Below are 24,597 nucleotides of genomic sequence, written 5' to 3'. Positions count from 1 at the left end.
GAAGCAGCTATAGCAGCCCACAAGCCAAGCGCTTGGGGATGGTTTGAAGAAAGGCGATTTCGCAATCACCCGATGGTCAGGGCGATCTCAACGCGCTGTCGCCCAGTTCCCCATCGTCGCGGCTGTCTGGATTGCACAGACCGTGCGCTGTGAGATCCCATATATCCCCATATATCCCCATATACCCCATGTCCTCTTACCCTTTCAGAATGCCAGAAATGTCCACGCCCTCATTGTCCAATGACACGCCAAACGACACCCAGACCTCGACGCTTATTGGCATGTTCGCCATTCCGCTCTGGAGTGTCTCCATCGGCTTTATACGTTCGGTTTCAGAAATATTCGGACCGATCGCCGGTGCCGCCCTTATTTATACAGCAAGTGGCCTGGTCGCGGCTCTGGTGCTGGGCCTGCCAAGATTGCGCGCGCTCTATAATCCCGGCCTCTGGTGGTGTGGGCTGTTGTTTGTCGGCTATGAAATATCGCTCGCGCTCGCTATTGGATTGGCCCATGATCGCGATCAGGCGCTGGAACTGGGCATGATCAACTATCTGTGGCCGAGCATCACCGTGCTGTTCGCCGTTCTTAGCAAGCAGCAGCGCGGGTCCTATCTGCTGGCGATCGCGCTGCTGCTCTGCCTTCTTGGTATCGGCTTCGTCATGAAAGGCGACAGGAACCTGTCCTTTCAAAGCTTTCTTTACAATATGTCTGGCAATCCGCTGGCTTATCTATATGCGCTTTCAGCCGCGCTTTTGTGGGGTCTTTATTCGGTTGTTACCCGCCACTATCATAGCGATAGGACAGCAGTGCCCTTTTACTTTCTCATCACCGCTGCCATTTTGTGGGTCAAGTTTTCACTCAGCGCAGAACCGCGGCTGCAACTGGATTTGAGCGGTCTGGCGCAGGTATTCATCTTTGGCTCGATGTCCGCGACCGCCTATGCCTGCTGGAACCGCGGCATTTGCCGCGGCAATATTTCGCTTCTGGCCACGCTGTCTTATTTCACGCCGGTGCTTGCCGCGGTCATGACCTGCCTGTGGCTGGGGATTCGTCCCGGCATCGCATTGTGCATAGGCGTCGCGATGATCACGGCCGGCTCGCTGATGTCATGGCGCGCCTCGCGCCCGAAATCATGACGCGCACAACTACCCAAAATTGGTTCTATTTTGGACCGTGACGCTTCCGTCACGGTCTCACCAATCCCGTAAAACATGTCTTTTTTCGATATTTTTAGACTATTTTTCATGGCGAGACCTTCGTTTTGGCGTCGTGCTGCGAGCAATGCTGGCATTTTCTCAATTGACAACCACCAATTCCGGTGGGAATTCTAATTTAGTATTCGGTTGATGGTGATTTGGTTGGGGCCAGATTAATTCATTAAAAAAATCCAGAATATGACTAAAGGTTAAGTCATCCCGAATTTTTGCGGTGGCTTGCAGCGGGTATTTGCGTAGCGTTTTTCCGAGTAACTGACATTTCGGCCATTTTCTTTGGGGAAAATTATGGCATTGAACTATGCATTGCTTTCGCGCGACCTATCAAAGAACCTGCATCACCATAAAATCCAAATAGCTTTCGCAGCAATACTGGCATTCTCAATGCCTTTCATCGCGACGCTATCCACGGCTCAAGCTGACGCCACCAACACGCCGAGCGCCTTTTGTACGCGACCGGGTTTTGGTGGCACTGGTGCCTGGACCTGTACCGTACCCACCGCCAATGGCGGGCAGGCGCTGATTGCAGGCGTTCCCTCCGACGCCGGTGGATCAAGCATCGATCTGAGCGTCCTCAATGCCTGGATCAGTTCCAATTTGGGACAGAATGCAATGATTGTCGGGGATATGGCGAGCAGCGCTTCGGGCCAGAATGCCGTTGCGCTTGGCGCAGCCGCTACAGCCAGTCATGCAAACAGCGTGGCACTGGGGGCTGGCGCTGTGACCGAGGCAGCGGTTGCGACAGCGAGCACCACAATTGCCGGACAAACCTATGGTTTTGCGGGCGCACAGCCGGTGGGAACGCTGTCGATCGGCACGCTCAATAATGAGCGCACGCTGACAAATGTCGCGGCCGGTCGCATTGCTCTAAGCTCGACCGATGCCATCAACGGCTCGCAGCTTCATGCCACCAATCTGGCCGTGGAAAGGCTGGACAATGTCGCGGTCAAATATGACCAGAACCCCGATGGCAGCAAATCAAATACCATCACTTTACAGGGGGGCGATCCTTCAACACCGGTGGTGATTTCCAATGTCGCAGCCGGTGTCAACGACACCGACGCGGTCAATCTTGCCCAGCTGAACGCCGTGCTGGCTGGACATGTACCGACACAGAATTACAGCTATGTCGACAATCGGATCGATACCCGTATCGAAAACGCCTTCGCAGAGGTCAAGAACTTTACCGAACAACGATTCTCGGAACTGGTCTCCAGCATCGACGGCGTGCGTGACGATGCGCACCGCTCCGCAGCCATCGGGCTGGCCGCCGCCTCCCTGCGCTATGACGACAATCCCGGCAAACTCTCCGTCGCGGTCGGCGGTGGCTTCTGGCGCGGCCAGAGCGCGCTGGCCTTTGGTGCCGGTTACACCAATGATGACAGCACGATCCGGGCCAATGTTTCGGGCACCAGCTCGGGGGGCAAGATGGGTCTGGGTGCCGGCTTGAGCTTCACACTCAACTAAGGGAAAACCATTGTTGTTCAGAGTCACCCTCGGTTTTGTGCTATCGTTCCTGTGCGGCGTGATCGCTGCTGCTGCACAGGAACAGAACCACCGCTATTTTCTCAAGCCCTCCGAGGTTGCGCTTCCAAAGGGCGCGCAATGGGGCGAGATCAGGCGCAGCATCCAGCCTTTCGAGAACTGGACATTGATTTGTGACGAAAACCTCAAGCGCAAGCAAAAGACCTGCAATGTCAGCCAGATCATTACCGACCAAGCGGGTGCGGCCGTCTTCAGCTGGTCGCTTGCAGCAACCAGGGACGGGGAGCCGTTTCTGCTGTTGCGCGTGCCATCCTTTGTGGAAAAGCAGCAGCCAGTAAAGGTCTCGTTTCCGGGCAGAGCAAGGCCGGTTGTTCTCGATTACAAGGGCTGTGATGACAGGGTCTGTCTGGCCATGCTCCCCGTCGGCCCGATAACCAGAGAGCATATCGACAAGGAATCGGTGGTGACGATTGGTTTTTCCCAGAACCATCAGCCGGTTGAAATCGTCGTTCCCCTTAAGGGTCTCAAGGCCGCACTGAATGCGATTGACTAGAGAAACCCAAGCCCGCCGAGCCATGGTTTCAACCAAAAAACCTGCGCCGCAGGGGGCACCAATCGGCCGTGCAAAGGTTGACAGCACACCGGTTTGAATGGTCAAAGCAGGTCTTTGGGCTGACATCTCCATCAAGCCGATTACGCAGCTTTTGCGGCCGAGCATGGCGATTTGGGTGTCAGCCAGTGCATTGATGGGAAAAAGAAATGCGTATGACGGTCTGTGCTTTGGGATTGATGATGGGCTTTACCAGTTCCGCCTTGGCACTGAACAGCACAGAGAATCTGCAACAGGCCCTGGCGCAAATACCGCAAACGGCGCTTTCAAACCCAGATGCAATGCAGATCACGTTCGTCGATATCAAGGCATGGCGCGGGCTTGATGAAGCAGCCCCTTCCGCAGATGCCATGCGCAGGCTGGCCCTGGTTCAGCAAATTCCCGCTTTGCAACCGATCGGCTATGGTTTGGACGAATGGTCGAGCCATGCAAAAATCGCTTTCGATGACGTTGCTTATTTTGCGGCATTCGGACAGGCGCCGGGGACTGTTACCTATTGGGGTCTTAAAGATCAGGCCAGCGTGTCACAGTTGCTGGAAAGCCTGAAAAGTTCGGATTTTGCTGCAGGCGACCCGGCCATCCCGGGCCTCCTCCAAAATGGGGAAGCCGGAAAAATGGATCTATCAAAAGCCAATGCAAAGGATCCATGGCGGGGCACGATGGGAACCGCACGTTTTGTGTTGCCGCTGGGACAGGCTCTGGTTGACACGGCGTCTGCAGACGCGATCAAACAGCTTGCGCAACCAGGCCCCTCGGTTGCTGAAAGCGATGTCATTCTGACAGCCATAGCCGGGCTCAACCATGCCGTGGCGCCAGACGAAGGCGCGATTGTGCAAGCGGCGGTCATCTCTCCGATATTGGGTGCGGAAGGCATCGATCCAGAGAAATTATTGGCGGCAGCAGCTTTGGATCACGACGCCGCACGACAACAACTCGAGGCCATGGTCAAGGAGCAGGGCCGGGGTCTTCCACCCTATCTCGGCGGCATAATCGCCGACGCCCAGATCAAGGCGGCACCCGCTGTTGCCATTGCGCTCGCCTATCCCGACTGCCAGACGGCGGACAAGGCACTCGAGGCGATCAAATCGGCCTGGGGGGAGATGAAAGCCGCACAGAATGCTCAGTTTTCCGGAGAAAGCCTTGCAGCCGACAAGCTTTGTGCCGCTGTCGTCACACTGACCGCGGCCAAGGCCGACAATGCCGGCAATTCGCTGCTGTCGGAAATCATGGATCGCTATATGCAGCGGGATCTGTCGCTGTTGCGGATCGGAACCTCCCTGTAAACGCCGCGCATTTGTAGTGTTGCAGCCGCTGCCTTTCCAGGCGGCGGCTTTTTCTTAGACCCCATCGGCTCGACACGGCAGAACGACTGCCTGCGGGGCCGGCGCGCCACTGTCAAGCGGCCTGGCACTTGCCAATCAAATCCCAACAGTTTTGCCGCTATAAGATGGGGTTTACGCCGTTTCGATTCCCATCATAGGCTTGTGTCTCCCAGTCTGATGAGGCGTGAGTGATGAAGAAGACGCGGTTTTGATCCAAGGCAACGCATACCGTCCTCTACCGGTGAAAGCCGCGGGTGACCAGCGCTCGCATGACCGGGCAACGAGATGGCGCGCCGGTGGCCATCGGGGCGATGCGGTAGAAATCACCGGAGGCGTCGATCCTGCGCGTAATGCTACCGCAATCTGCCCATGACATATCGGAGCAGACCGCAAGCCGGGCTTGCTTTTTCTTGCCGTGAATGCGGATGCCGATCAATGGAGGTCAAGACGCTGCAACACCGTGTTTCGAGCGCGTTCTGCTTCGGGGCATGGTCAAAGGACCGCATCCTGCCGCACGGAAAAATGGCGAACAACCAACGCATTTCCAGGAATAACGATTGCTTAGACAATTTCTTCGCCCAGCATGGATCATCGGAATCCTGCCGTTCATTGCCTCTTGTGTCACTGTCGGGCCCGACGTCCACAATCCGCTCGTCATCACCCCCGCTGCCTATGCCAGCAAGGCCGATGGGCAGGGTCCGCTGCGCGGTGATTGGTGGAGGACACTCAATGATCCCGTTCTCAATGCACTGATTGCGCAGGCCATCACATCGAGCGTGCGGCTTGCGGATGCCAAAGCCAAGGTTCGGCTGGCACGCGCGCAGCTTGCCGCAACAGGCGCGACGCTCTCCCCCTCACTTGATAGCGATATCGGCTATAAGCGCAGTGATAGCGCGGCAGCGCTGGCGTCCAGTACCACCAATCTGAGCTTTCAGACCCGCTGGGAACTGGATCTGTTTGGCGGCAACCGACGCGGCGTCGAGGCCGCTTATTACAACGCCTTGTCCGTCGATGAACAGATGCAGGCCGTGCTGCTGACGTTGATCGGCGAAGTGGCAACCAACTATGCACAGTTGCGCGGTACAGAGGCAATGATCGCCATCGCTCAGCACAATGCTGCTGCCCAACAACGCACCGTTGCGCTGACCAAGTCCCAATTGAGTGCTGGCCAGATATCCCAGGTTGACCTGCTCAGTGCGCAGACCCAGGCAGCGACGACGCTTGCGCAGATACCGAGCCTGCGCACCCGCTACGCATCCTTTCTCAACAGTTTGACTGTGCTTGTCGGACAATCGTCGCTTCTTGTCGCCCAGACCTTGGCAAAGCCGGCTGCGATCCCCACTGTGCCGCGCACAACCGCGATCGGACTTCCCGCGGATATGCTGTTCTGGCGCCCGGACCTGCGCGCCGCGCAACACGATTATGCCAGCGCCACGGCCAAGATCGGGCAGGCCGAGGCCGCACTTTACCCCAGTGTTTCGCTGAGCGGAGCCATCAATACAGGCGGCGCAAATTTCGGCGATCTCGCAAAGCGCTCAACAATCGGCTGGAGTTTCGGTCCAACACTGTCTGTTCCGATCTTCCAGGGCGGTAAGCTGAATGCCGAAGTCGATGGCGCAAAAGCAGGCCGCGATCTGGCATTCATCGCCTATAAAAAGGCGATTCTGACGGCGCTCAGTGAAGTGGAGAATGCGAGCGTCGCCTTCAATCAGAACCAGCTGCGCGCCGCGCAGTTGCAGACAATCGTCCGCAACAGTCGCAAGATCAAAGACCTTACGCTCACGCAATTTGAGGGGGGAAGCAAGAGCTTCATTGACGTGTTGAATGCCCAGCGCGACCTCCTGAATGCCGAAACAAGTCTCGCAGAGATTCAAACCGATCTGGTGGTCAATTACATCGCGCTGCAAAAGGCGCTTGGCGGGTCCTTTGAAGGGCGGCTTCATCCCGGCAAACCGGAAGTCATCGACGGTTATTCGGGTCCGCATCTGATAAAACAACCGGTTTCGCCGAGGCTCCCATGAAAATCGTGACATCCTCCTCCAGGCCAGTTGTGCGCTGGCATCTCTGGCTCGCCCTGCTTGTTCTCGCCTTGCTCATTGTTTTTTCGATCACAGCACGATTAAACAGCGACGCGCCGCCGCCTGCCACCACCCGCATTGAGCGCGGCAATCTTGAAAGTGCGGTTCTTGCTACCGGCGTGCTGAAGCCGCAGAGCCTTGTGGCGATCGGGGCACAGGCCACCGGCCGTATCCTCTCATTGAAGGTGCGGCCGGGTCAAAAAGTCAGCAAAGGCGATGTCATCGCGCTGATCGACGCGACATCGCAGCAAAACGAGCTGCAGAAAGCCCAGGCGACCTTGCGTCAGAATGAGGCCACCCGCACACAAAATGAAGCGCAACTCGAACTCGCCCGCAGCGATCTTGCTCGCCATCAACGGATGATCGCAAGCAATGCCGTCGCGCACTCCGAATATGACAAGGCGGTGAGCGCGCTCAAGGAGCGTCAGGCCCAGCTCAGCCACAGCGAGGCGGTCATTGCGGCGTCGCAGGTCGAAGTCAAAATCGCCGAAACCAATCTTGCCTATACACGGATCACCGCGCCGATGGATGGCACCGTGCTTGCGACCGTCGTGCAGGAAGGTCAGACGGTGAATGCCGCCCAGTCGGCACCCACCATTGCCATTCTCGGAGCACTCGACATGATGACGGTCGAGGCGGATATCTCCGAGGCCGATATCACCAGGGTACAGCCCGGCATGGCTGTCTATTTCACCGTTTCCGGCGACAGCGCCAAACGCTATCAAGCGAAACTCGCCATCATCAATCCAGCGCCAGAGACCATTGTGAATGATAAAAGCTTCGCCGGAAGCAGTGCCGTCGCTGTTGCGGCAACCTCTGCTGCTGCAATTTATTACAAGGGAATTTTTCAGGTGCCCAACAGCGACGGATTCCTGAAAACCTACATGACGGCCGAAATCCATATTGTTCTGGATGAGGCCCGAGATGTGCTTATCGCCCCGGTTTCGGCGCTGCGCCTCGCGGGTGATAACAAAGCCACTGTGCGGGTTCTCGGCCCTGAGGGTCGCATCTCCGAGCGTCTCGTTGGCACAGGCATTACCGACAAGATCAACACGGAAATACGCACTGGCCTCAACGAAGGCGAAACAATTGTGACCGATAACCAGCTCGCCGAGCCCCATGCGGACTCGGGCGAGGCCGCGATGGGGTTGTGAAGTGACAGAGGTTCCGCTGATCGCGCTTGAAGACATTCATCGTCGCTATCCTGCCGGTGACGGTTTCACCCATGTTCTCAAAAATATCGAGCTGACGATTGAACGGGGGGAGATGGTCGCCATCATCGGCGCATCGGGTTCCGGTAAATCGACATTGATGAATATTCTGGGGTGCCTGGACAGACCGTCCGAAGGGACCTATCGGATTTCCGGGCGGGAAACCGCCGATCTATCACCGGATGAACTCGCGCAGTTGCGACGCGAGCATTTCGGATTTATCTTTCAACGCTATCACCTGCTCAGCGAACTCGATGCGCTCGGCAATGTCGAAATCCCTGCCATCTACGCGGGGCGCGACCGCTTGGCACGGCGTGAAAAGGCAACCGAGATTCTCAAACGTCTCGGTATGGGTGAACGACTACACCATCGCCCCAATCAGCTTTCGGGTGGCCAGCAGCAGCGGGTTTCCATTGCGCGCGCGCTCATCAACGACGCTGCGGTGATCCTCGCCGATGAACCAACAGGCGCACTCGACCGCCAGAGCGGCGAGGACGTGCTTTCAATTTTGCAGCAACTCAATGACGAGGGTCACACGATCATTATCGTGACCCATGATCGCAGGGTGGCTGAACGCGCCAACCGCATCATCGAAATCAGCGACGGGACCATCGTTGCCGATGATCGAAAGGCGAAGCAAGCAGAGGAGCCGGATCTGCTTCCAAGCGCGGCAGGCAAGGGCCGGATGCATTTTCTCAAGGGATGGAAAGACCGGTTTCTCGAAGCTTTCGCTATGGCGCTGCGGTCGATGAACGCCCATCGCATGCGTACATTCCTCACCATGCTCGGTATCATCATCGGCACAGCTTCCGTTGTTTGCGTGATCGCGCTCGGCCAGGGCTCCCAAAAGAAAATCCTTGAACAGATCAGCGATCTTGGCAGCAATACGCTTTATATCAGCCCTGGCCGGGGATTTGGTGATCTCAAGGCTGCACAAATCACCACCCTGACGATCAGTGACGCCCAGCAGCTTAAAAAAATGCCCTATGTCATCGCTGCCACGCCGCTGGTATCCACCGCCTCCACCGTGCGGGTTGGTAACAAGGAAGTCAGTGTGACAGTCAATGGCGTCGGCCCGCAATATTTCGTCACCCGCAAAAGCAGATTGCTCGAAGGGCGTTTCTTCGATCAAACAGCCGTGCAACAGCGTGCCCAGGACGCGCTGATTGACGAAAATGCGCGCAAGACACTGTTTGAGCATGCGCGGGGGTCCGTGATCGGAAAGATTATCATGCTGCGGCAGACCCCGTTGCGCATCATTGGTGTGGTGAAGGCGCAGGAGCAGGGGATGGGTGCATCGCAGAACCTTGAGGTCTATCTTCCCTACACAACAGTGCAGACCCGCATGACCGGAACCAACACCTTGCAGTCTATCATCGTGCGTGTTGCCGATACGATGGATCCGACTGCCGCCGAAAAGATCATCACCTCTTTTCTCAGTTTCAGGCACGGGCAGAAGGATTTTTTCATCTTCAATACCAGCAGCCTGCAGAAGACCATTGAAGCAACCACCGCAACATTGGCGCTGCTCGTCGCAAGCATCGCTGGCATTTCTCTTTTTGTCGGCGGCATTGGCGTGATGAACATCATGCTGGTGTCGGTGTCCGAACGCGTCAACGAGATCGGTGTGCGTATGGCGGTGGGCGCGCGACAAAGCGATATTCTGCAACAGTTCCTCATTGAATCGGTCCTCGTCTGCCTGATCGGCGGACTGGCGGGAACCGGCTTCGCGCTCGGTTTTGGTGTGTTATTTGCCCAGTTCAACAGCATGTTCGCGCTTATCTACTCACCCGGTTCGATCCTGGTCGCAATCCTCTGCTCATCGCTGATTGGCGTTGGCTTCGGCTTCATTCCGGCGCGCAACGCATCGAGGCTCGATCCGGTGGTGGCGCTCGCGCGCAACTAGCTGGCCTTTGATTGCGGATCAAAGTCTGGCCCAAATTCCGACAGGAAAGCGGCGCGCAGCCTGCTGTTTGGCGCGGCCGCAGCCGAAAATCGACGCGCAATTGTTAGCAGCAATTTTTTGTAATTGTTTGGACCTGTCCAGGGATGCTAGTCATTGGTAAGCAAAGGGCGTCATGAACAGCCTGGTTCGAAGGTCCCAAAACTTGCGCTGCGTTGCGCTAGTCACAGCGTTGATTTTCAGGCTGGGCGGCACGTCCACTTTGCGGTGCCAGCGGCCGGATCGGGCGCGCTCCATTGTTTTCATCACCCATGTCATTTCAGCCAATTTTTTGTCTAACCAGGATATCCCAATGCCAGAGCAAAATGCCGTCAAAGCCTATCTTGCCAATGAGGACGAAATGCTTGCCGTGACGGCGCGCTCGATCGTGCTTGAGTTTCCCAATGGGGACATGGTCGAAATCTGCTGGGAACCACCCCATGCAAGTGATCGCCGCCCGCTGGCCATCGAGATCTGGGGAGGGCGACGCTGCGGCCACGAAAATCCAGCGGCGCTTGCGGATCGGTTTACCACCTTATCCGTGCAGCCGAGCGCCGCAAATCTTGTGATGGTCCGGCCCCAATCCTATCCTCGCCGGCAGGCTGAAGGGTAGCGATCAGAAATCGATGCCGTCGCTGCGGGCACCAGACGGAATTCACCGCAGTTCAAATGACGCTTTATAAAATGGTCAGAGGAGTTCTTCCGCTATGCCCTGGGGACAACCAATAGACCTGGTCAGCGAAGACTATCAAATCCGACTGACCATCACAACGACCACCGCTGCCCTTCAATGGCTGCGCGAAAGGCGGTCGGTCCCAGCGCGGCGGAGACTGCATCTTGCCGCGATCGGTGCCTGTCTGGCTGAGAGCGATGGCAAAACGGCGCGGGCGCGCGCATTGTTTATCAGAGCGGCACGCGCGGCGGGCTTCCTGGTTCAAACCGCACACTGGTATGAGAGCAATGCGCCTCTTCCCTCCCTTACGGAAATGCAGCCCGAGGATATTCCGCATGTCATGACCGCTTGTAAACAGAGCCTGTCGAAACAGAAGCGATGATTTCTCTAACAATGGCCAGAAGCCGGGCGTTTCGTTTTGACGTGAGGGAGAGCACGTGAGACAGGATGAACCGAGAAAAGGCCTCACAATAGCGGCGATTCTGATGGCATTGCTGGTGGCAGCACTGATCGTCGGGGTGATGTTCTTCCTGCTCAAAAATACCCCTTTTTGAAGCAAGCGCCATCGCCATGATTAACAAATGACATGGCCGGAAATTTTAACGACGACGCCGAACAAGCAGTCGTCCGCTCGCGACAGACCACCGCAATTAAGACGCAACATCATGGCCCTTTGTTGAGCTGCCGCGCCGTCGGCATGCGCCCCTTCATTCACCCCGGCGCCAGCCGCGCCCACCTTGCCTCCCGTTTCATCGCAACCAACAGACGGCTCGTCCCCTTCGCAAGAAATCTGAACCAGCTCGTCAGCGACGCAAGGCCACGTTTGTGCCAGGGCAGCACGTGTTTTTCCCCGCCGGTTCGGCTCCTCGCGAACGCTTCGCTGCAAAAACACGTTCAAACGGACCTTGCATCCCTGCCTTTGAGCGTGGTTCGGTCGATATCTCACGAAGGGAATAAGCCCTTTGGTTGAGGAGACTGAACATGCCTGCAATCGGAACAATCAGCGCCGGCGCAGATGGCCGTTTTGAAGGCTATCTGCGGACATTGTTTATCGATGCGCCCATCGCCCTGATCCCGACCCTCAAATCCAGCCGCAAGGCCGCCGATTTTCAGATCGTCTCGCAAGGTATCCCCATCGGAAAGGCCTGGATCCGTGTCCATCCCGTAACCGCCAGCAACGAGATCCTATTGTTGATCGAAGCACCCGAACTGCCGCGCCCGATCCATGCCTTCTTCGCTCTGTCCCAGCAATCAGTGCAGCCAGCAGTCTTTGATATTATCTGGCATCCACGCAGCGCTGCGCGCTAGAGCGTGGGTCCGCGCGGCTTTACGCCATGCCAATGCCGGATCGGGAAAAGGGCTATAAATGATCTCAATCTGGAACTGTTGATCCCCCGGTATTGCTGTCGGGACCTGGTGGGATGTGACGCCATGCCGGTTGCGCGAGAAAGGGTCGGGCGGCAAATTGCGTTTGATGCATTACCGACCGTGCCAGCAAGACCAACAGCAGCGTCCGCGTCCTCACGCCGGCTGAGCATGCAGCATCAAATGCTTCCAGATCGTCTCCGCGCGAAACGAAAGCGGCGATTGGTGTCGGACGATGCGGATCTCAACCGTCAAGTTCCAATAGCGATCGGTCATCGTGGTGCTTGCCACCGATACGCCGGTTGAGCATCGTCAGCTCAAAACGCATCGTCAAGCGGTGTGGCGCCGGCCTGGCGCGGCTGGGTGCGTTTTGGGGGCACGGCAGTGGCGATATCGCGCTCGGCTTCTCCACCGCACAGCCGATCGATCACGACGAGACACGCGAGATCGTGCCGATCGCGGTCATCCATGAGAGCCGGATCGATATCCTGTTTCGAGCTGCAGCCGAAGCAACCCAGGAGGCGGTGCTCAATTCGATGTGCCAGGCCGAGGCGCTGGCCGGTCGTTCTGGCAAATTCCGCCCGTCTCTGGCCGACTGGCTTCGACAAGGCTAAACTCCATCTGTGCCCGACATAAAAAGGGGGAGACAACATGACACTGAGCAGAACATTGACCGGACGGCGCAGGCCGCGCATCGCCGTTATCATGGATGAAAATACCCTTGCAGGCGGCGATCGCTACGAGATGTCAAAACACTATTTCGAGGCGATCGCGCGCGCCGGCGGCATCCCCTATGGCATTCCCTATCTTGGCGGGATTGTGGAACAGGTGATTGCCGATTTCGATGGATTCTTAAGTGTTGGTGGCCGTATCAAATTTCCAACAGATTGGTATGTCGACGGCGACCAATCCGCTTTCCCGGCCTCCGAACGCCTGGCTGTTGAATGCGCCTTGATGCAGGGATTTCTGGCCATCGACAAACCGGTGCTGGGAATTTGCAACGGCATGCAGATGCTGGGCTGTCTGAATGGATGCCGGATGGTGTCCGATATCAGCAGCCATAACCCGGCTGGCCTGTCGCATGATAACGGTGCCCTGGTTCATGATGTGCTGGTCGAGCCTGATAGCCGGATCGCTTCCATTCTCGGCTCCACCTGCTTTAGCGTCAACACGTTTCATCGCGAAGCGCTCGTCGAAATATCCAGCGCTGTGACCGTCGCGGCGCGTGCCTGCGACGGGGTGATCGAAGCCATCGACGTGCCTGCCTATGCCTTCGCTGTCGGGCTGCAATGGCACCCTGAGCGGATGTATGCAAGGCGGCCTGGCGACCCGGATGAAGTCCCCCATCCCGGATTGCGGATCTTTGATGCCTTCATCGAGGCAGCGGCGCCAGCATGATCCAAGGCTGATTAACAATCATCAGAAAATGCCATCAAACCTGTCTCGCGAGGAGGGAAAATGAAACTGTTCATTTCAGCTGATATGGAAGGCACGGCCGGTATCCTGTCGTGGAACGAGGCCGAGCATTCTCACGCCGATTATCAGGAGTTCAGAGCGCTGATGACCGAGGAAGTGGTGGCGGCCTGTCAAGGCGCGCGGGCTGCGGGTGCGACCCAGATCCTGATCAAGGACGCTCATGACAGCGGCCGCAATCTGATGCTGGATCGGCTTCCAGACTATACGCAGATCGTGCGCGGCTGGTCTGGCCATCCCGATTCGATGATGTTTGGACTTGATGAAAGCTTTTCCGGCGCCTTCTATATCGGCTATCACGCAAAAGCCGGAACAGAAGCCAATCCGCTGGCCCATACCTTCAATCTGCGCATTTCCAGACTCATCCTCAATGATGCGGTGGTTTCCGAGTTCACCATCAACGCCCTTTGCGCGGCCCGTTATAAGGTGCCATCGCTGCTGGTGAGCGGTGATGCCGGGATCTGTCAGGATGCCAGCGACCTTGTGAGCGGGATTGCAACTGTGCAAACCTTGACGGGCTATGGTGCAGCCGCGTTGTCGATGGCGCCCGCCGCAGCGCGCGCGGCGATTGCAGCGGCAGCACAGGCAGCTGTCGAGAATATTGCCGCAATCCAGCCTCCAGTCATTGCCAAGCAGTTTCGCCTGATCATTGAATTCAACAATCCCTGTGACGCCTATCGCGCGTCCTTCTATCCCAACGCTTGTAGCAACGGTCCGCGATCAGTGCTTTTTGAAACGACGGATTATTTTGAGATCCTGCGCGCGTTGCGCTTCATGAAGAGTTGAGCAATCCGTTGCCATGATCTGCGATAGGGCCAGCCTTCTATCGAAAAGCCATGGACCGAGACGTCTTTAACCAGCACACAAACTGGCGGCGTCGCTCTGCGACCGCCGCTGGTTTCAGTTGCAACGCGGTGCGCCTGGATGTTGAACCCGCATTGCCGGCGGTTCGCAACGAACCATTGCACCGGTGCCTTCTGTGATGACACCGTTGCAGCCCCGCTGTTTGGGAACGTTCTTCAAACATCTTCGTTGATGACCCACCAGCAGGGAAGGTCACAGATGGATCAGTTCTATTCGGCGCTCAATGAAGCCCTAAACTCCGATAATTTCAACGTCTGGCCACATATTATTACACTGGCTGCCGCCTATATTCTGGCGCTTCCGATCGGCTTTCACCGCGAACGCGAGGAACGCAGTGCGGGCTTGCGTACGTTTCCTCTCGTTGCTGTCGCAAGTTGCGGCTTTGTCCAGGCGACAGAAGGTGTCACCACCGACAATCCGGAAGCGCTTGCACGCATCATCGAAGGGGTGATTACCGGGATGGGCTTTATTGGTGGCGGCGCCATTCTGCGCCTGAGTACCTCAGTCAAGGGGACAGCAACTGCCGCAAGTCTCTGGGCAACCGGTGCAATCGGCATTGCCTGTGCCGTCAACGCATTCGATGTCGCCATCATTATCATGGTGTTCGCCTTGATCACGCTGTTTTTGTTTTCCAACGGCAAGGCGGGGGCAGCGCAGGGTGAACAGGACCGAGCTGTTGTAAAATCCGACAAGATTGTGTGAGGGCGTTATTCATTGAGCCTTGAGGCAGGCCAGCGCATCACTCTCAATGAGAGCTGGTCGCTGACGCCGCAGGCGCAGCTGATGTGGTCGTCGGTTGATTTTGACAGCTTCACCGATGCCTATGGCGCACGGATCTCAAGCCATGCGGGCGACAGCCTGACGGGACGGATTGGACTGGCTGCCAATTATCAGAACAGCTTTACCGGCGCCGATGGTCGCAAGGTCGACACGTCTATTTATGGCATTGCCAATCTTTATCAGGCTTTGATTGGCGAAAACCGCATTGATTATGCCGGCACCCGCATGGCCACCGATGATGACAGGAGCTGGGGTGGGATTGGCATGGGCGGCACATATCAATGGGCTGAAGCCAAATACGAGCTTTATGGCGAAGCCACCATCAACACAGCGCTCAACCATTTTGCCGACAGCTACACAATCAAAGGCAATCTTGGGTTTAAAGTCAGGTGGTAGGCCAATCAACCATTCGCTTGTGCCGCTTGCCCTCTCATCGCGTATCTCTGACAATTTGCGAGAGGGGCAAGGCGGTGATTGCATCGCTCTTCACCACGAGGAAGTCTGAGCCATCGAGGGCCGTCGATCATCAATACCCGTCCTCGATCTAAATCTGACATGGAGGTCTTATCGTCAAGCGACTTTGTCGCGTTCGGGGTACTGAAGTCGTAACGTCTATTCTGGCTGAGTGCCGGCAGGAGCCAGTCGCTGCGCATGCACTTGCCGCACATTCGAGGCACCTATCTATCCCGACCCCTGATGCCGGTATGGATCAGACCTATCTCCAATAGAACTGTTGGCACATGCTGCAATCAGCGATCTCGATCGGCCCATATGCGAATTTGACGGCATTTAAAGAGGGCGCACACAAGCCGCGAATGGAAATTCGCGCTGCTCAACGCAATAGGTCGAGCTCTTCTTGAGCCTTACAGACCTATGACATCGGGGCTGGTTCTAGAACGAACCAGTTAGGGCAGCGCGCAATCGTTGTTGAGCACAATTTTGCTGGTCCGTGCAAAGGTGCCATCATCTGCGAGCCGCCATACGCACCATTCAGGGCAATCGGCGAATAAGCGTTTCGCAACAATGGCATCCTTGCCGATAATGATCTATTTCAGTCCGATATGGATGGTGGCGCGATCCGGACGCGTGGCGTCATAAACATCAAAATCGGCACGATAGGCGCGATCAAGGTCGGATGCCCAGATCTGTTGCCATTGCGAAATCAAAGCCTCTGGCAAAGCACCAACCGCTTCAAATCGCGCAACTGTTTGCGCGGGAACCGTGACAACGGAAAGATTGCCTGGATTTGAAAAATCTTCTGGAACCCTGTATCCGATCGTCATGTGATAGGGCGCGCGATGGTCCCCTTCATAGCCATGATACACACAATAGATATCCAAACTCTCCTTGGAGGAGACGGCATTGCTGATATCACGGCCCCAGAATTCGCCCCAGGTCGCACCGATCTGCTCGGGCTGATCATTGCTCACGCGCGCCGTCAGTCCTGCAACTCGAAATTGACTAATATTCATTTTATCCATTACTTATACCTCAAATATAGATCCGGCGTTTCAAGCAAATTTTTATAGGGCTTTGGATCATTCCCAGGCTTATACAATATTCGGCACGATAGAACTTTGGAACAGTGTCAAGTCACCTGTGAATATTGATAACGTCAAACCGGCCGATCTGCTTACAAGATTTCGTTTCCGTTTTCGATTTTTGGGCGGGCGACATTCAATCGAAGCAAAGGCGCGCCCATTCTGTTCAAACGAGGGAATACAGTCTCGATAGCCATTTCGGCGTGCCAGGGAGAACAATGGCTGCAATTATAACACCAGCAATTAAGATGTAATCGATGCCAAGGCATCGCCATCCCCGGGTCAAGTCCAATGTCAGATCCTGCACAGGCAACGAAGAACTCACCTTCAACTGCGGATTCACACAGGTTCAACGGTGCGCTCCTCTCCCCTTAATGACCGCGATGAAGCTTTTTGTAGAGCCCAAGGCTTAATTCTTGCGTCCGGGTTCCCGCGGGAAGGACCGATTGCGATGAAAAGGCGGCATGCAATGACATCAGCGGCCGCTTGAGGCGCCTTCTGTGCAGCTGCGAAGATATTACCTGGCTCGTGGTTTCAGCCAAGCCGACGGAGCCTCAAAGATGCTAATTAAAGGGTTTGTTGATGATCAATTCAACATTCTGATCCTCTGGCGCACCCATTCTGAAGCCACGATCCAGCGCGGGATCATTCATCGCAAGTTCCAGGCTTAATGCGGCAAGTGATGCTTGTGTTTGCGCGCCGTGGCGGATGATGGCTTCAGGGGACGAATGGTCGATCACCACTGCAAAGATCGAGAGCGTTCCGTCAGCATTGTCGACGATTTCAATTGTCCGCGATTGCTGTGGGTAGTCGATATGCGCAGCGGTATTGATTTCCCAGATGCCATGCCCTTCATCGCGCGGATCAAAATGGCTCCAGATGCGATTACAATGGGTGTGCCCGTTCACCCACAAGATGACGTTGGGATAACGCGCCAGAAGCGCTAGAAAAGCATCGGCACCCAAACGCGCTACACCCTGATCCGCAGGCGCTATTCCTTTGAAATTATCAAAGGTGATCGAATTATGATGCGAGAAGATTGTCACCAGCTCATCCTTGTTTCCGGTGTATACCAGTGTGCCATCCTGTGTGTAATAACGTGAGCAGACGGAACGAAGCTGCGCCTCCAGCCATTGCGCTTGATTGCTGTCGAGCGAGCCATCGGGTCCACCCTGCGGATTGGTGGTATCAAGCATGATACCCGTCATCCTCTCCGCCATCTTGAAACGATAATAGGCGTTTTCATTGTTGAGATTGTCTTCCGAGAAGCCATGTCCGTGCGGGCCGTGGGGACCGATGCTCTCAAGATGCAACTGAATGAACTCGGACTTGGTGAACGGTCGGCGTGTCGGGGCGGCTTTCACAATCCTGGAGGGAAGTGATGCAATCATCCGCTCCACAATTTGGCCATCGCCCTGAACCAGTTCGCCAATAAAATCACTGGCGCTCATGCCCTTTGGCAAGGAGACCGGGGCCCGGTCGCCAACGCCGATCGCCGCAGTGAATGCATTAACATTCCCGCTGGAGAACACCCCGAAATCAAGTTCATCGTGATTTCCGAAACCCGTATACCAGGGCATGTTCAATCCCTGTGTTACAACGGGCCTGTTGATTGCTTCGAGGAAACCCTCAATCACCGGGTAGCCATAAGCTCTTTTCCAGAGATCATCGGCTAGTGCACCGGGGCTTGGTTCCGGATGCCAATAGGCATCATAGGTTTCTTTTGAAACCACCGCATTATCCCGAATGCCGACATAGGGAGCATCGGTGGCCGACATGGACGTCAAGCCGCCATTGAGCGCCGTCACCACGGCCTGCAATTCATGTGTGGCCCGCGTGTCGGCATTGTCTCCGGTGGATATCGCAAAGTCGAACGGTCGCCCAGAAACGGGCCCCTTCTGAACGGCATTGACGCGCCGGACCATGGCGTCCAAGACCTGCAATGTCAGTGTGTCGTGCGGACGCCAGGCATTTGACAGCGGCGCACCATCAATGACCCCGTTGATACCCCCAAATTGGCGCATGAAGGCGGCATGGCTCGGCGAGGCCGCATCGATGATATGTAAATCTGTCAGGTGCACAAATGCCGCGATTGAGGTTCGCCGCCCATCGCGTTGGGGTTTTGCTGCAGCCAGATCCTCTCTTACGACGATCGGGAGCGGATTGTCGGCGGCAAGCTTTCGATAGCGCTTACCCTTCGTTAGATACTCGCCTGGAACAACTGCGTGATCGAGCGTTGTCACCGCAGTGGCAAGATAGCCCTGTGCATTTGCGTGGGAAAGACCACAGTTGCAAATGCCGGATAGCAGGGGAGTAGCAGTTGATGCAGCCAGACCCGCTTTCAGGAAACGACGCCTTGAAACCATCGGTTCAAATTTCATATCCGCACCCCAAAAGAAATGTTGCCAGCAACATGCTCGTCGAAATGCATATAATATACAGTATAGACTAGGGATAATTTAGTCGCACTAAATAGCGTAGTATTTCATAAGGCCATTATTAATAGTTGTGAATATTAGATAAACATCAATCGCTGGCCGGCGGCTTTAAGCATGGGTGGGTGGAGTAATTCTTCCGACGCAACATTCCGTCCGGTCTTTATTTATACGTGATTATGGGTGACTGCTTACTTTGCTTCGGCGATAGATTATCGCTCCCTGTCGAAATTTTTGTCATTCAGCAAGCCCTTGGCGCAGCGCCGATTAGATCTCGCTAGGCTTAATCCACCGGGCGGGATGATTTCATGGCAATAGTTGCTCAGTAGGACTCCGCTCATGATCATTGGCGATTGCATTGCGCGTGCTGGTCAGTCACTTGTGCGGACTGACTGAATTGAGTTTGAAGTCTCATCAATGCGGTGACGATGCCACAGTTTGGGTGCCGGCCTTCTGGCCAGTAAACAGAGCAATTGTAGCTCCCCCCCAAGAATGTTGTCATGTCACATCCCCGGAACAAGAATGGATGAGTTGAAGACCAAGTGTGCTCGAAAAGGAGAAGGTCACGGCTCATTTTTCCGCTCTTCGAGTTCCTGCAGGTGCCGGATACCGACACCCAAAAGGTAGCGGCGACAGTCTGTCATTGTCCCAAAAGGCACAGGGTTGCTGCACCTAAAAATATCTGTGTTCTATGCGACGTTATACGCCTTTAAGCGAGTACGGCTTTGAAAGCCTCCACACACCTGCTGGGCTCAAAGGGGAGAATATCCGCTTTTGATAGGCCCAATCGTTGGAAGGGATCCTCGCGCATTCTCTCTTGTAGGCTTTCCAGGCTCTCCGCTTTTGCGATGATTACACCGCCGATGCGAGGAATTCTGCGGCCCGATGCCAAAAATACCCCTTCAGCATAGCCTTTATCCAACCACTCGATATGTTCCGGCAAATGCGCATCTATTTCATTTAACGGACGCATGTAACTCAAGATAACGATATATAAAACATTCATAATAAAACCCTTTATAATTCATCAAAGACTATTGAAACCGAAAACAATACTTATGTTATATCTTTATACAAATGAAACAAAATAGTTCTAAATTCGGCGTCTTTGCACAGCCGGATCGATGTCCTGACCAGGGCAGCCAGCGCTGGATTAGCAAGTTCAAGGGGCGTTTTGAGGCAGCAACAATGGTGCAACGTCATTTTGACAATCTTTGGAGACCAAACTCGCTTTTTAAAGGCAATCGGGTCGATTAATCGGGAGCGGCTTGCTGTATCAATGGTTTCTCGCGCTGGCACTCAACTCAGACAGCGAGCCCGCCAGATAGATTTGCACTGCAAATCGCGCAAAAAACCGTCCGCTTTCATGAGTTGCGGCCTGCGAGCGCGTTTGGAGGCTCTTTGCATTTTGATTGAAACTGCTAGCCCTTCGAGGGGGCCTGTGGGACACATACCTTCGCTCTCAGAGCAAGAACAAAGACACAGCCAGTATCATCACAATCGGTGGCATGAAAGAATTAGGCCGCATGTGCGCCACATCGTCGTTCCGGTGGCGTCTCACACTCCGTCGTCGTCCTGCCAGTCAGAATTGTTTGCGGCGTCTTCGGACGTATCAAATGAAAAGCAGACGATCATAGCGCCAGACGCTGTGCCCAGCAGCAAAGAGCCCCAATCCACATCGGTGATGTAGCAATAGACACACCAGGTGAAAAAAACCGCGGTCCCGCCGATCCACCATGGCAGTTCGGGGAAATAGCGGCGCGCTCTGTCATTTTTGGGCAACGGGGGATGCATGACCCTATTTTACACAGCATTAGGAAAAATTAGCCAGAGCTTTTTTAACGATCTATGATGAAAACTCCGCGATTATTACGGAGTGAAGGTCCTTAGTGCTACATCAAGTGGGATTGTAAGCATCTTGGCGCGGCGCAAAAAGTCGAACATTGAGCCACACAACCTTCCCTTCCGTTCGGTTGCTGATCGATGGCCGAGCGGATGCTCCCTTTGTTCGTCTTGTTTCCTGGCGTTCGCTCGGTCCAGCATCGGTGCGGTTCAATCCGTTGCTTGCCTTTCTCCGACCTCACCCTATCCTAAGGATGCATGTCACAGGCTGAAAACATTGAATTTTCGACGGCACTTTTTGTGCCCTCCCTCTTCTCCTCTCGCTATTTTCATCCGCTCCGGCCACTCCAACTGAGCAATTGGGAGAGCATCTCTGCACTGGGAGACCTGGCTTTCTTCCTCGATCTTGACGGAACTTTGCTTGATCTTGCGCCTACACCGGATGCCGTTAAAGCGGAGCCGGACTTGCAGGACAATCTGCAACGCCTCTCTGAGCGCACCCATGGCGCAGTGGCGATTGTAACAGGACGTTCCGTGGCCTTTGTGGAGGCTTTGTTTCCCGCTCACCCATTTGCGGTTGCGGGGCTGCATGGCGCAGAGCTTAAGCTAAATGGACAGGTGGAAGGATGCAACGGTTCTGATATTTCTTCTCACAGCGAGGATTGGGGAAGTTATATGACGGCGCGAGCCAATGCGAAGGCTGCTGCGTCAGGGCTTTCCGGCGTAATTTTCGAAGACAAGGGCAGGGCGTTCGCTTTGCATTATCGCCGCGCCCAGCATCATGCGGCGGCCGTCCTCGAGATCATGAAACAGGCCGTCGTGACGGCGGGCGTCACCTATAGTTTGCAGGCCGGAAAGTTCGTGTATGAGGTCAAGCCGGGGGGCCGCACCAAGGCCACAGCTGTGAACTTCTTCATGCAAACGCCTGCCTTCAAAGGGCGATTTCCCATTGCCGCGGGCGATGACCTGACCGACGAAGCGATGTTTGCGGAAATCAACACCAGAGGAGGGGCCAGTATACGCGTCGGTCATGTGACGAACGGAAACAAAACCTGTGCCTCAATGGTTATCCAAACTCCGACACTATTAAGAAACTGGATCAGGAGCATTGGTTGTGAAGAGGTTGAATGAGCGTCTGCGTGGATTTTCGTCGGCTCAGCTGAAATTGCAGGAGACATGTTCGTGAGCAGACTGGTTGTTGTTTCCAATCGCGTCCCCGACCCGGACCGCCCGCCACAGGGCGGGCTGGCGGTAGCGGTCCAGGCTGCCTTGAACGAACGCGGTGGCATCTGGATGGGGTGGTCGGGGCGCACAAGTGGCGCAAAGGAACCCGGCCCACTGACGATCCGCGAGGAAGGCGCCATTACCTACGCCCTGTCCGACTTGTCCGATCAGGATCTTGCCGAATATTATGCGGGTCTTGCCAATAGTGTGCTTTGGCCGCTGTGTCATTATCGGATTGATCTGACCGATTATGCACGTCGGGATATGGCCGGCTATCTCAGAGTCAACCGGCTGTTTGCCGAACGTTTGAGGCCGCTCATCCGCGCGGATGATGTCATCTGGATTCATGATTATCATCTTTTGCCGCTGGCAGCGGAGCTCAGACAGATGGGCGTCACCAACCGGATCGGCTTTTTCATGCATATTCCATGGCCCTCGCCGGATGTGTTTTTTACTTTGCCGGTACAGGCTGCTCTATTGACTGCCATGACGGCGTTCGATCTCATCGGGTTTCAGACCGAGGATGATGCAGAAAATTTTGCGCTTTGTTTGCGTCGAGGTGGCGTAGCCAATCCCGTCGACGGAAAGCCAGGTCTGTTCGACAATCCGCTGCGGCGCTTTCTCGTCGGCGCCTTTCCGATCGGCATTGATGTCAGTTCTTTTTCAAGCGCCGTCCCATCCGCCAGCATCAGTTCCACAATAAAGCGGTTTCAGCAGTCCCTGGAGGGGCGCGATCTGATTGTCGGGGTGGATCGCCTCGATTACACCAAAGGGATACCGGAGCGCTTGCGCGGCTTTCGCCGTTTCCTTGAGGTTAATCCGGCCTGGCACGGGCGCATCACCATGCTGCAAATCACCCCGAAAAGTCGCTCTGATGTCGCCGAATATGACGCGCTGCAACACGAAGTCGCTGAAATCGCGGGACATATCAACGGTGCAATGGGCCGGCTCGATTGGACGCCGGTGCGTTATGTCAATCGTGCCTTTGGTCAACAATTGCTTTCGGCAGTCTACCGCATGGCGAAAGTCGGGCTGGTGACCCCGCTCCGCGATGGTATGAACCTAGTCGCAAAAGAATATGTCGCAGCACAGGATCCAGAAAATCCCGGAGTTCTGGTTCTTTCGCGCTTTGCTGGGGCAGCCCATGAACTGGGCGAGGGTGCACTTCTAGTCAATCCATATGATGTTGAGACCATTGCTGACGCCCTGGCGCGCGCAGCGTCCATGCCGCTTGAGCAGCGGCGACAGCGCTATCAAGCAATGATGGAGGCTGTGACAACCAATGATGTGTTTCATTGGTGCCGGCATTATCTTGATCAGCTTTCCGGATCGCCACCGGATCCGTAAAATTCGATATGCAAAGCCGACCGTGCGAGACGGTCGGCTTTTTGATTTCTAAAGCCAGATGGTCAGGCTGCGAGCGCCTCATCGGCTGCAGTCGGCACTTCCGATATCGTCTTAAGCACCTGAGAAGCGATCTGATATGGGCAGCCCTGGGAATTGGGTCGACGATCCTCGAGATAGCCCTTGTAGTCGTTCTGGATGAAGGAATGTGGAACGCGGATCGATGCGCCGCGATCACCAACACCGTAGGAGAACTTGTTCCATGGAGCCGTCTCATGCTTGCCGGTCAATCGCATGTGATTGTCGGGTCCATAAACGTCGATATGGTCCTGAAGGTTTTTTTCAAACTGTGCCATCAAAGCTTCGAAATAGGCTTTGCCGCCAACTTCGCGCATGAACTTTGTCGAAAAATTGCAATGCATGCCCGAACCGTTCCAGTCGGTGTCACCAAGCGGCTTGCAATGGAATTCAATATCGATTCCGTACTGTTCGCAAAGGCGCAGCAGAAGATAGCGGGCGATCCACATCTGGTCAGCGGCGCTGCGCGACCCTTTACCGAAGATCTGGAATTCCCACTGGCCCTTGGCGACTTCCGCATTGATGCCTTCGTGATTGATGCCGGCTTCAAGGCAGAGATCAAGATGTTCCTCAACGATCTTTCGCGCGATCGAACCCACATTCTTGTAGCCAACACCGGTGTAATAAGGGCCCTGGGGTGCCGGAAAGCCCTGTTCAGGAAAGCCGAGTGGTCGACCGTTCTCGTAGAAGAAATATTCCTGTTCAAAGCCGAACCATGCGTCTTCATCGTCAAGAACTGTGGCGCGACTGTTGGAAGGATGCGGGGTGACACCGTCCGGCATCATCACTTCGCACATGACAAGCGCGCCATTGCTGCGCGCCGGATCGGGATAGATCGCGACAGGCTTTAGAACGCAATCCGAGCTGCGGCCCTCGGCCTGCATCGTCGATGATCCATCGAAGCCCCAAAGAGGAAGCTGATCAAGGCTAGGGAAAGCGTCATATTCCTTGATCTGGGTTTTACCACGCAGGTTCGGTGTCGGGGTGTATCCATCCAACCAGATATATTCGAGCTTAAATTTTGTCATCGCCTAGTCTCTTTTGTTCTGCGTCTGAAACCAAATTGTTGCGGTGTCACCGGCATTTGCCGACAGCACCGCGCCTGCCATCTACCAA

At 55.4% G+C, this 24,597-nt stretch carries 20 protein-coding genes and 1 pseudogene; 17 read left to right on the top strand and 4 right to left on the bottom strand.

All coding sequences use genetic code 11. From position 1 onward, the window contains the following. The first annotated feature begins 218 nt into the window (after positions 1–218). The 15 genes and pseudogenes from yddG (at position 219) to RT142_RS13365 (ending at position 15,413) form a co-directional block, all read left to right on the top strand. The gene (gene yddG, locus RT142_RS13435) at positions 219–1,136 is read left to right on the top strand and encodes an aromatic amino acid DMT transporter YddG (protein WP_094543941.1); all 918 of its coding nucleotides are present in this window, start codon (positions 219–221) and stop codon (positions 1,134–1,136) included. Positions 1,137–1,502: 366 nt separating this feature from the next. Continuing rightward, positions 1,503–2,681: a YadA-like family protein gene (locus RT142_RS13430; RefSeq protein WP_094543942.1), complete on the top strand. Its 1,179-nt coding sequence runs from the start codon at positions 1,503–1,505 to the stop codon at positions 2,679–2,681. Positions 2,682–2,694: 13 nt separating this feature from the next. Continuing rightward, complete coding sequence (locus tag RT142_RS13425; RefSeq protein WP_094543943.1) at positions 2,695–3,252, top strand: invasion associated locus B family protein; 558 nt, start codon at positions 2,695–2,697, stop codon at positions 3,250–3,252. A gap of 206 nt (positions 3,253–3,458) precedes the next feature. Continuing rightward, the gene (locus tag RT142_RS13420; RefSeq protein ID WP_094543944.1) at positions 3,459–4,592 is read left to right on the top strand and encodes a hypothetical protein; all 1,134 of its coding nucleotides are present in this window, start codon (positions 3,459–3,461) and stop codon (positions 4,590–4,592) included. Between the two features lie 596 nt (positions 4,593–5,188). Continuing rightward, entirely contained in the window at positions 5,189–6,652 is a 1,464-nt protein-coding gene (locus tag RT142_RS13415) for an efflux transporter outer membrane subunit (protein WP_094543945.1), read from the top strand. Then, positions 6,649–7,863, top strand: a complete 1,215-nt coding sequence (locus tag RT142_RS13410) for an efflux RND transporter periplasmic adaptor subunit (protein WP_094543946.1) — start codon at positions 6,649–6,651, stop codon at positions 7,861–7,863. The genes RT142_RS13415 and RT142_RS13410 overlap by 4 nt, the downstream gene beginning before the upstream one ends. 1 nt (position 7,864) lies before the next feature. Then, complete coding sequence (locus tag RT142_RS13405) at positions 7,865–9,826, top strand: MacB family efflux pump subunit (RefSeq protein WP_094543947.1); 1,962 nt, start codon at positions 7,865–7,867, stop codon at positions 9,824–9,826. 349 nt (positions 9,827–10,175) lie between these two features. Next, the gene (locus RT142_RS13400) at positions 10,176–10,475 is read left to right on the top strand and encodes a hypothetical protein (RefSeq protein WP_094543948.1); all 300 of its coding nucleotides are present in this window, start codon (positions 10,176–10,178) and stop codon (positions 10,473–10,475) included. Positions 10,476–10,569: 94 nt separating this feature from the next. Continuing rightward, the gene (locus tag RT142_RS13395; protein WP_094543949.1) at positions 10,570–10,917 is read left to right on the top strand and encodes a DUF982 domain-containing protein; all 348 of its coding nucleotides are present in this window, start codon (positions 10,570–10,572) and stop codon (positions 10,915–10,917) included. A 599-nt stretch (positions 10,918–11,516) separates the two neighbouring features. Further along, on the top strand, positions 11,517–11,843 hold the full coding sequence (locus RT142_RS13390) for a DUF736 family protein (protein WP_094543951.1): 327 nt from the start codon (positions 11,517–11,519) through the stop codon (positions 11,841–11,843). A 325-nt stretch (positions 11,844–12,168) separates the two neighbouring features. Beyond that, positions 12,169–12,514: pseudogene (locus RT142_RS13385) on the top strand (P1 family peptidase); the annotation flags it as partial. 37 nt (positions 12,515–12,551) lie between these two features. Next, a complete protein-coding gene (locus tag RT142_RS13380; protein ID WP_094543952.1) occupies positions 12,552–13,298 on the top strand; it encodes a gamma-glutamyl-gamma-aminobutyrate hydrolase family protein in 747 nt (248 codons plus the stop codon). A 60-nt stretch (positions 13,299–13,358) separates the two neighbouring features. Further along, positions 13,359–14,159, top strand: coding sequence for a M55 family metallopeptidase (locus RT142_RS13375; RefSeq protein WP_094543953.1), 801 nt, complete (start codon positions 13,359–13,361; stop codon positions 14,157–14,159). Between the two features lie 276 nt (positions 14,160–14,435). Continuing rightward, positions 14,436–14,939 (top strand): MgtC/SapB family protein, encoded by a 504-nt coding sequence (locus RT142_RS13370; protein ID WP_094543954.1) that lies wholly within the window; start codon positions 14,436–14,438, stop codon positions 14,937–14,939. A gap of 12 nt (positions 14,940–14,951) precedes the next feature. Further along, complete coding sequence (locus RT142_RS13365) at positions 14,952–15,413, top strand: autotransporter outer membrane beta-barrel domain-containing protein (protein ID WP_094543955.1); 462 nt, start codon at positions 14,952–14,954, stop codon at positions 15,411–15,413. A gap of 650 nt (positions 15,414–16,063) precedes the next feature. Here RT142_RS13365 and RT142_RS13360 read toward each other — a convergent pair. From RT142_RS13360 to RT142_RS13350, 3 genes are all read right to left on the bottom strand, one after another. Beyond that, complete coding sequence (locus RT142_RS13360; protein WP_162699586.1) at positions 16,064–16,489, bottom strand: GyrI-like domain-containing protein; 426 nt, start codon at positions 16,487–16,489, stop codon at positions 16,064–16,066. Between the two features lie 632 nt (positions 16,490–17,121). Continuing rightward, a complete protein-coding gene (locus RT142_RS13355) occupies positions 17,122–18,939 on the bottom strand; it encodes a TIGR03767 family metallophosphoesterase (protein WP_094543957.1) in 1,818 nt (605 codons plus the stop codon). A 763-nt stretch (positions 18,940–19,702) separates the two neighbouring features. Continuing rightward, positions 19,703–19,999 carry a YciI family protein gene (locus RT142_RS13350; RefSeq protein ID WP_094543958.1) on the bottom strand — a complete coding sequence of 99 codons (297 nt, stop codon included), beginning with the start codon at positions 19,997–19,999 and terminating at the stop codon, positions 19,703–19,705. 1,094 nt (positions 20,000–21,093) lie between these two features. Here RT142_RS13350 and otsB point away from each other — a divergent pair. Continuing rightward, positions 21,094–21,966: a trehalose-phosphatase gene (gene otsB / locus RT142_RS13345; RefSeq protein WP_094543960.1), complete on the top strand. Its 873-nt coding sequence runs from the start codon at positions 21,094–21,096 to the stop codon at positions 21,964–21,966. A 51-nt stretch (positions 21,967–22,017) separates the two neighbouring features. Then, positions 22,018–23,406 (top strand): alpha,alpha-trehalose-phosphate synthase (UDP-forming), encoded by a 1,389-nt coding sequence (gene otsA, locus RT142_RS13340; protein WP_179253549.1) that lies wholly within the window; start codon positions 22,018–22,020, stop codon positions 23,404–23,406. A 62-nt stretch (positions 23,407–23,468) separates the two neighbouring features. Here the strand turns inward: otsA and RT142_RS13335 are convergent, their stop codons facing one another. Next, positions 23,469–24,509: a glutamine synthetase beta-grasp domain-containing protein gene (locus RT142_RS13335; protein ID WP_007880301.1), complete on the bottom strand. Its 1,041-nt coding sequence runs from the start codon at positions 24,507–24,509 to the stop codon at positions 23,469–23,471. Between the last annotated feature and the right edge of the window lie 88 nt (positions 24,510–24,597).

The sequence above is a fragment of the Brucella sp. genome (genome assembly GCF_032066345.1).
Taxonomy (GTDB): domain Bacteria; phylum Pseudomonadota; class Alphaproteobacteria; order Rhizobiales; family Rhizobiaceae; genus Brucella; species Brucella pseudogrignonensis.
Note: the sequence above shows the minus strand (reverse complement) of the source record. Positions and strands in the feature narration are given on the sequence as shown.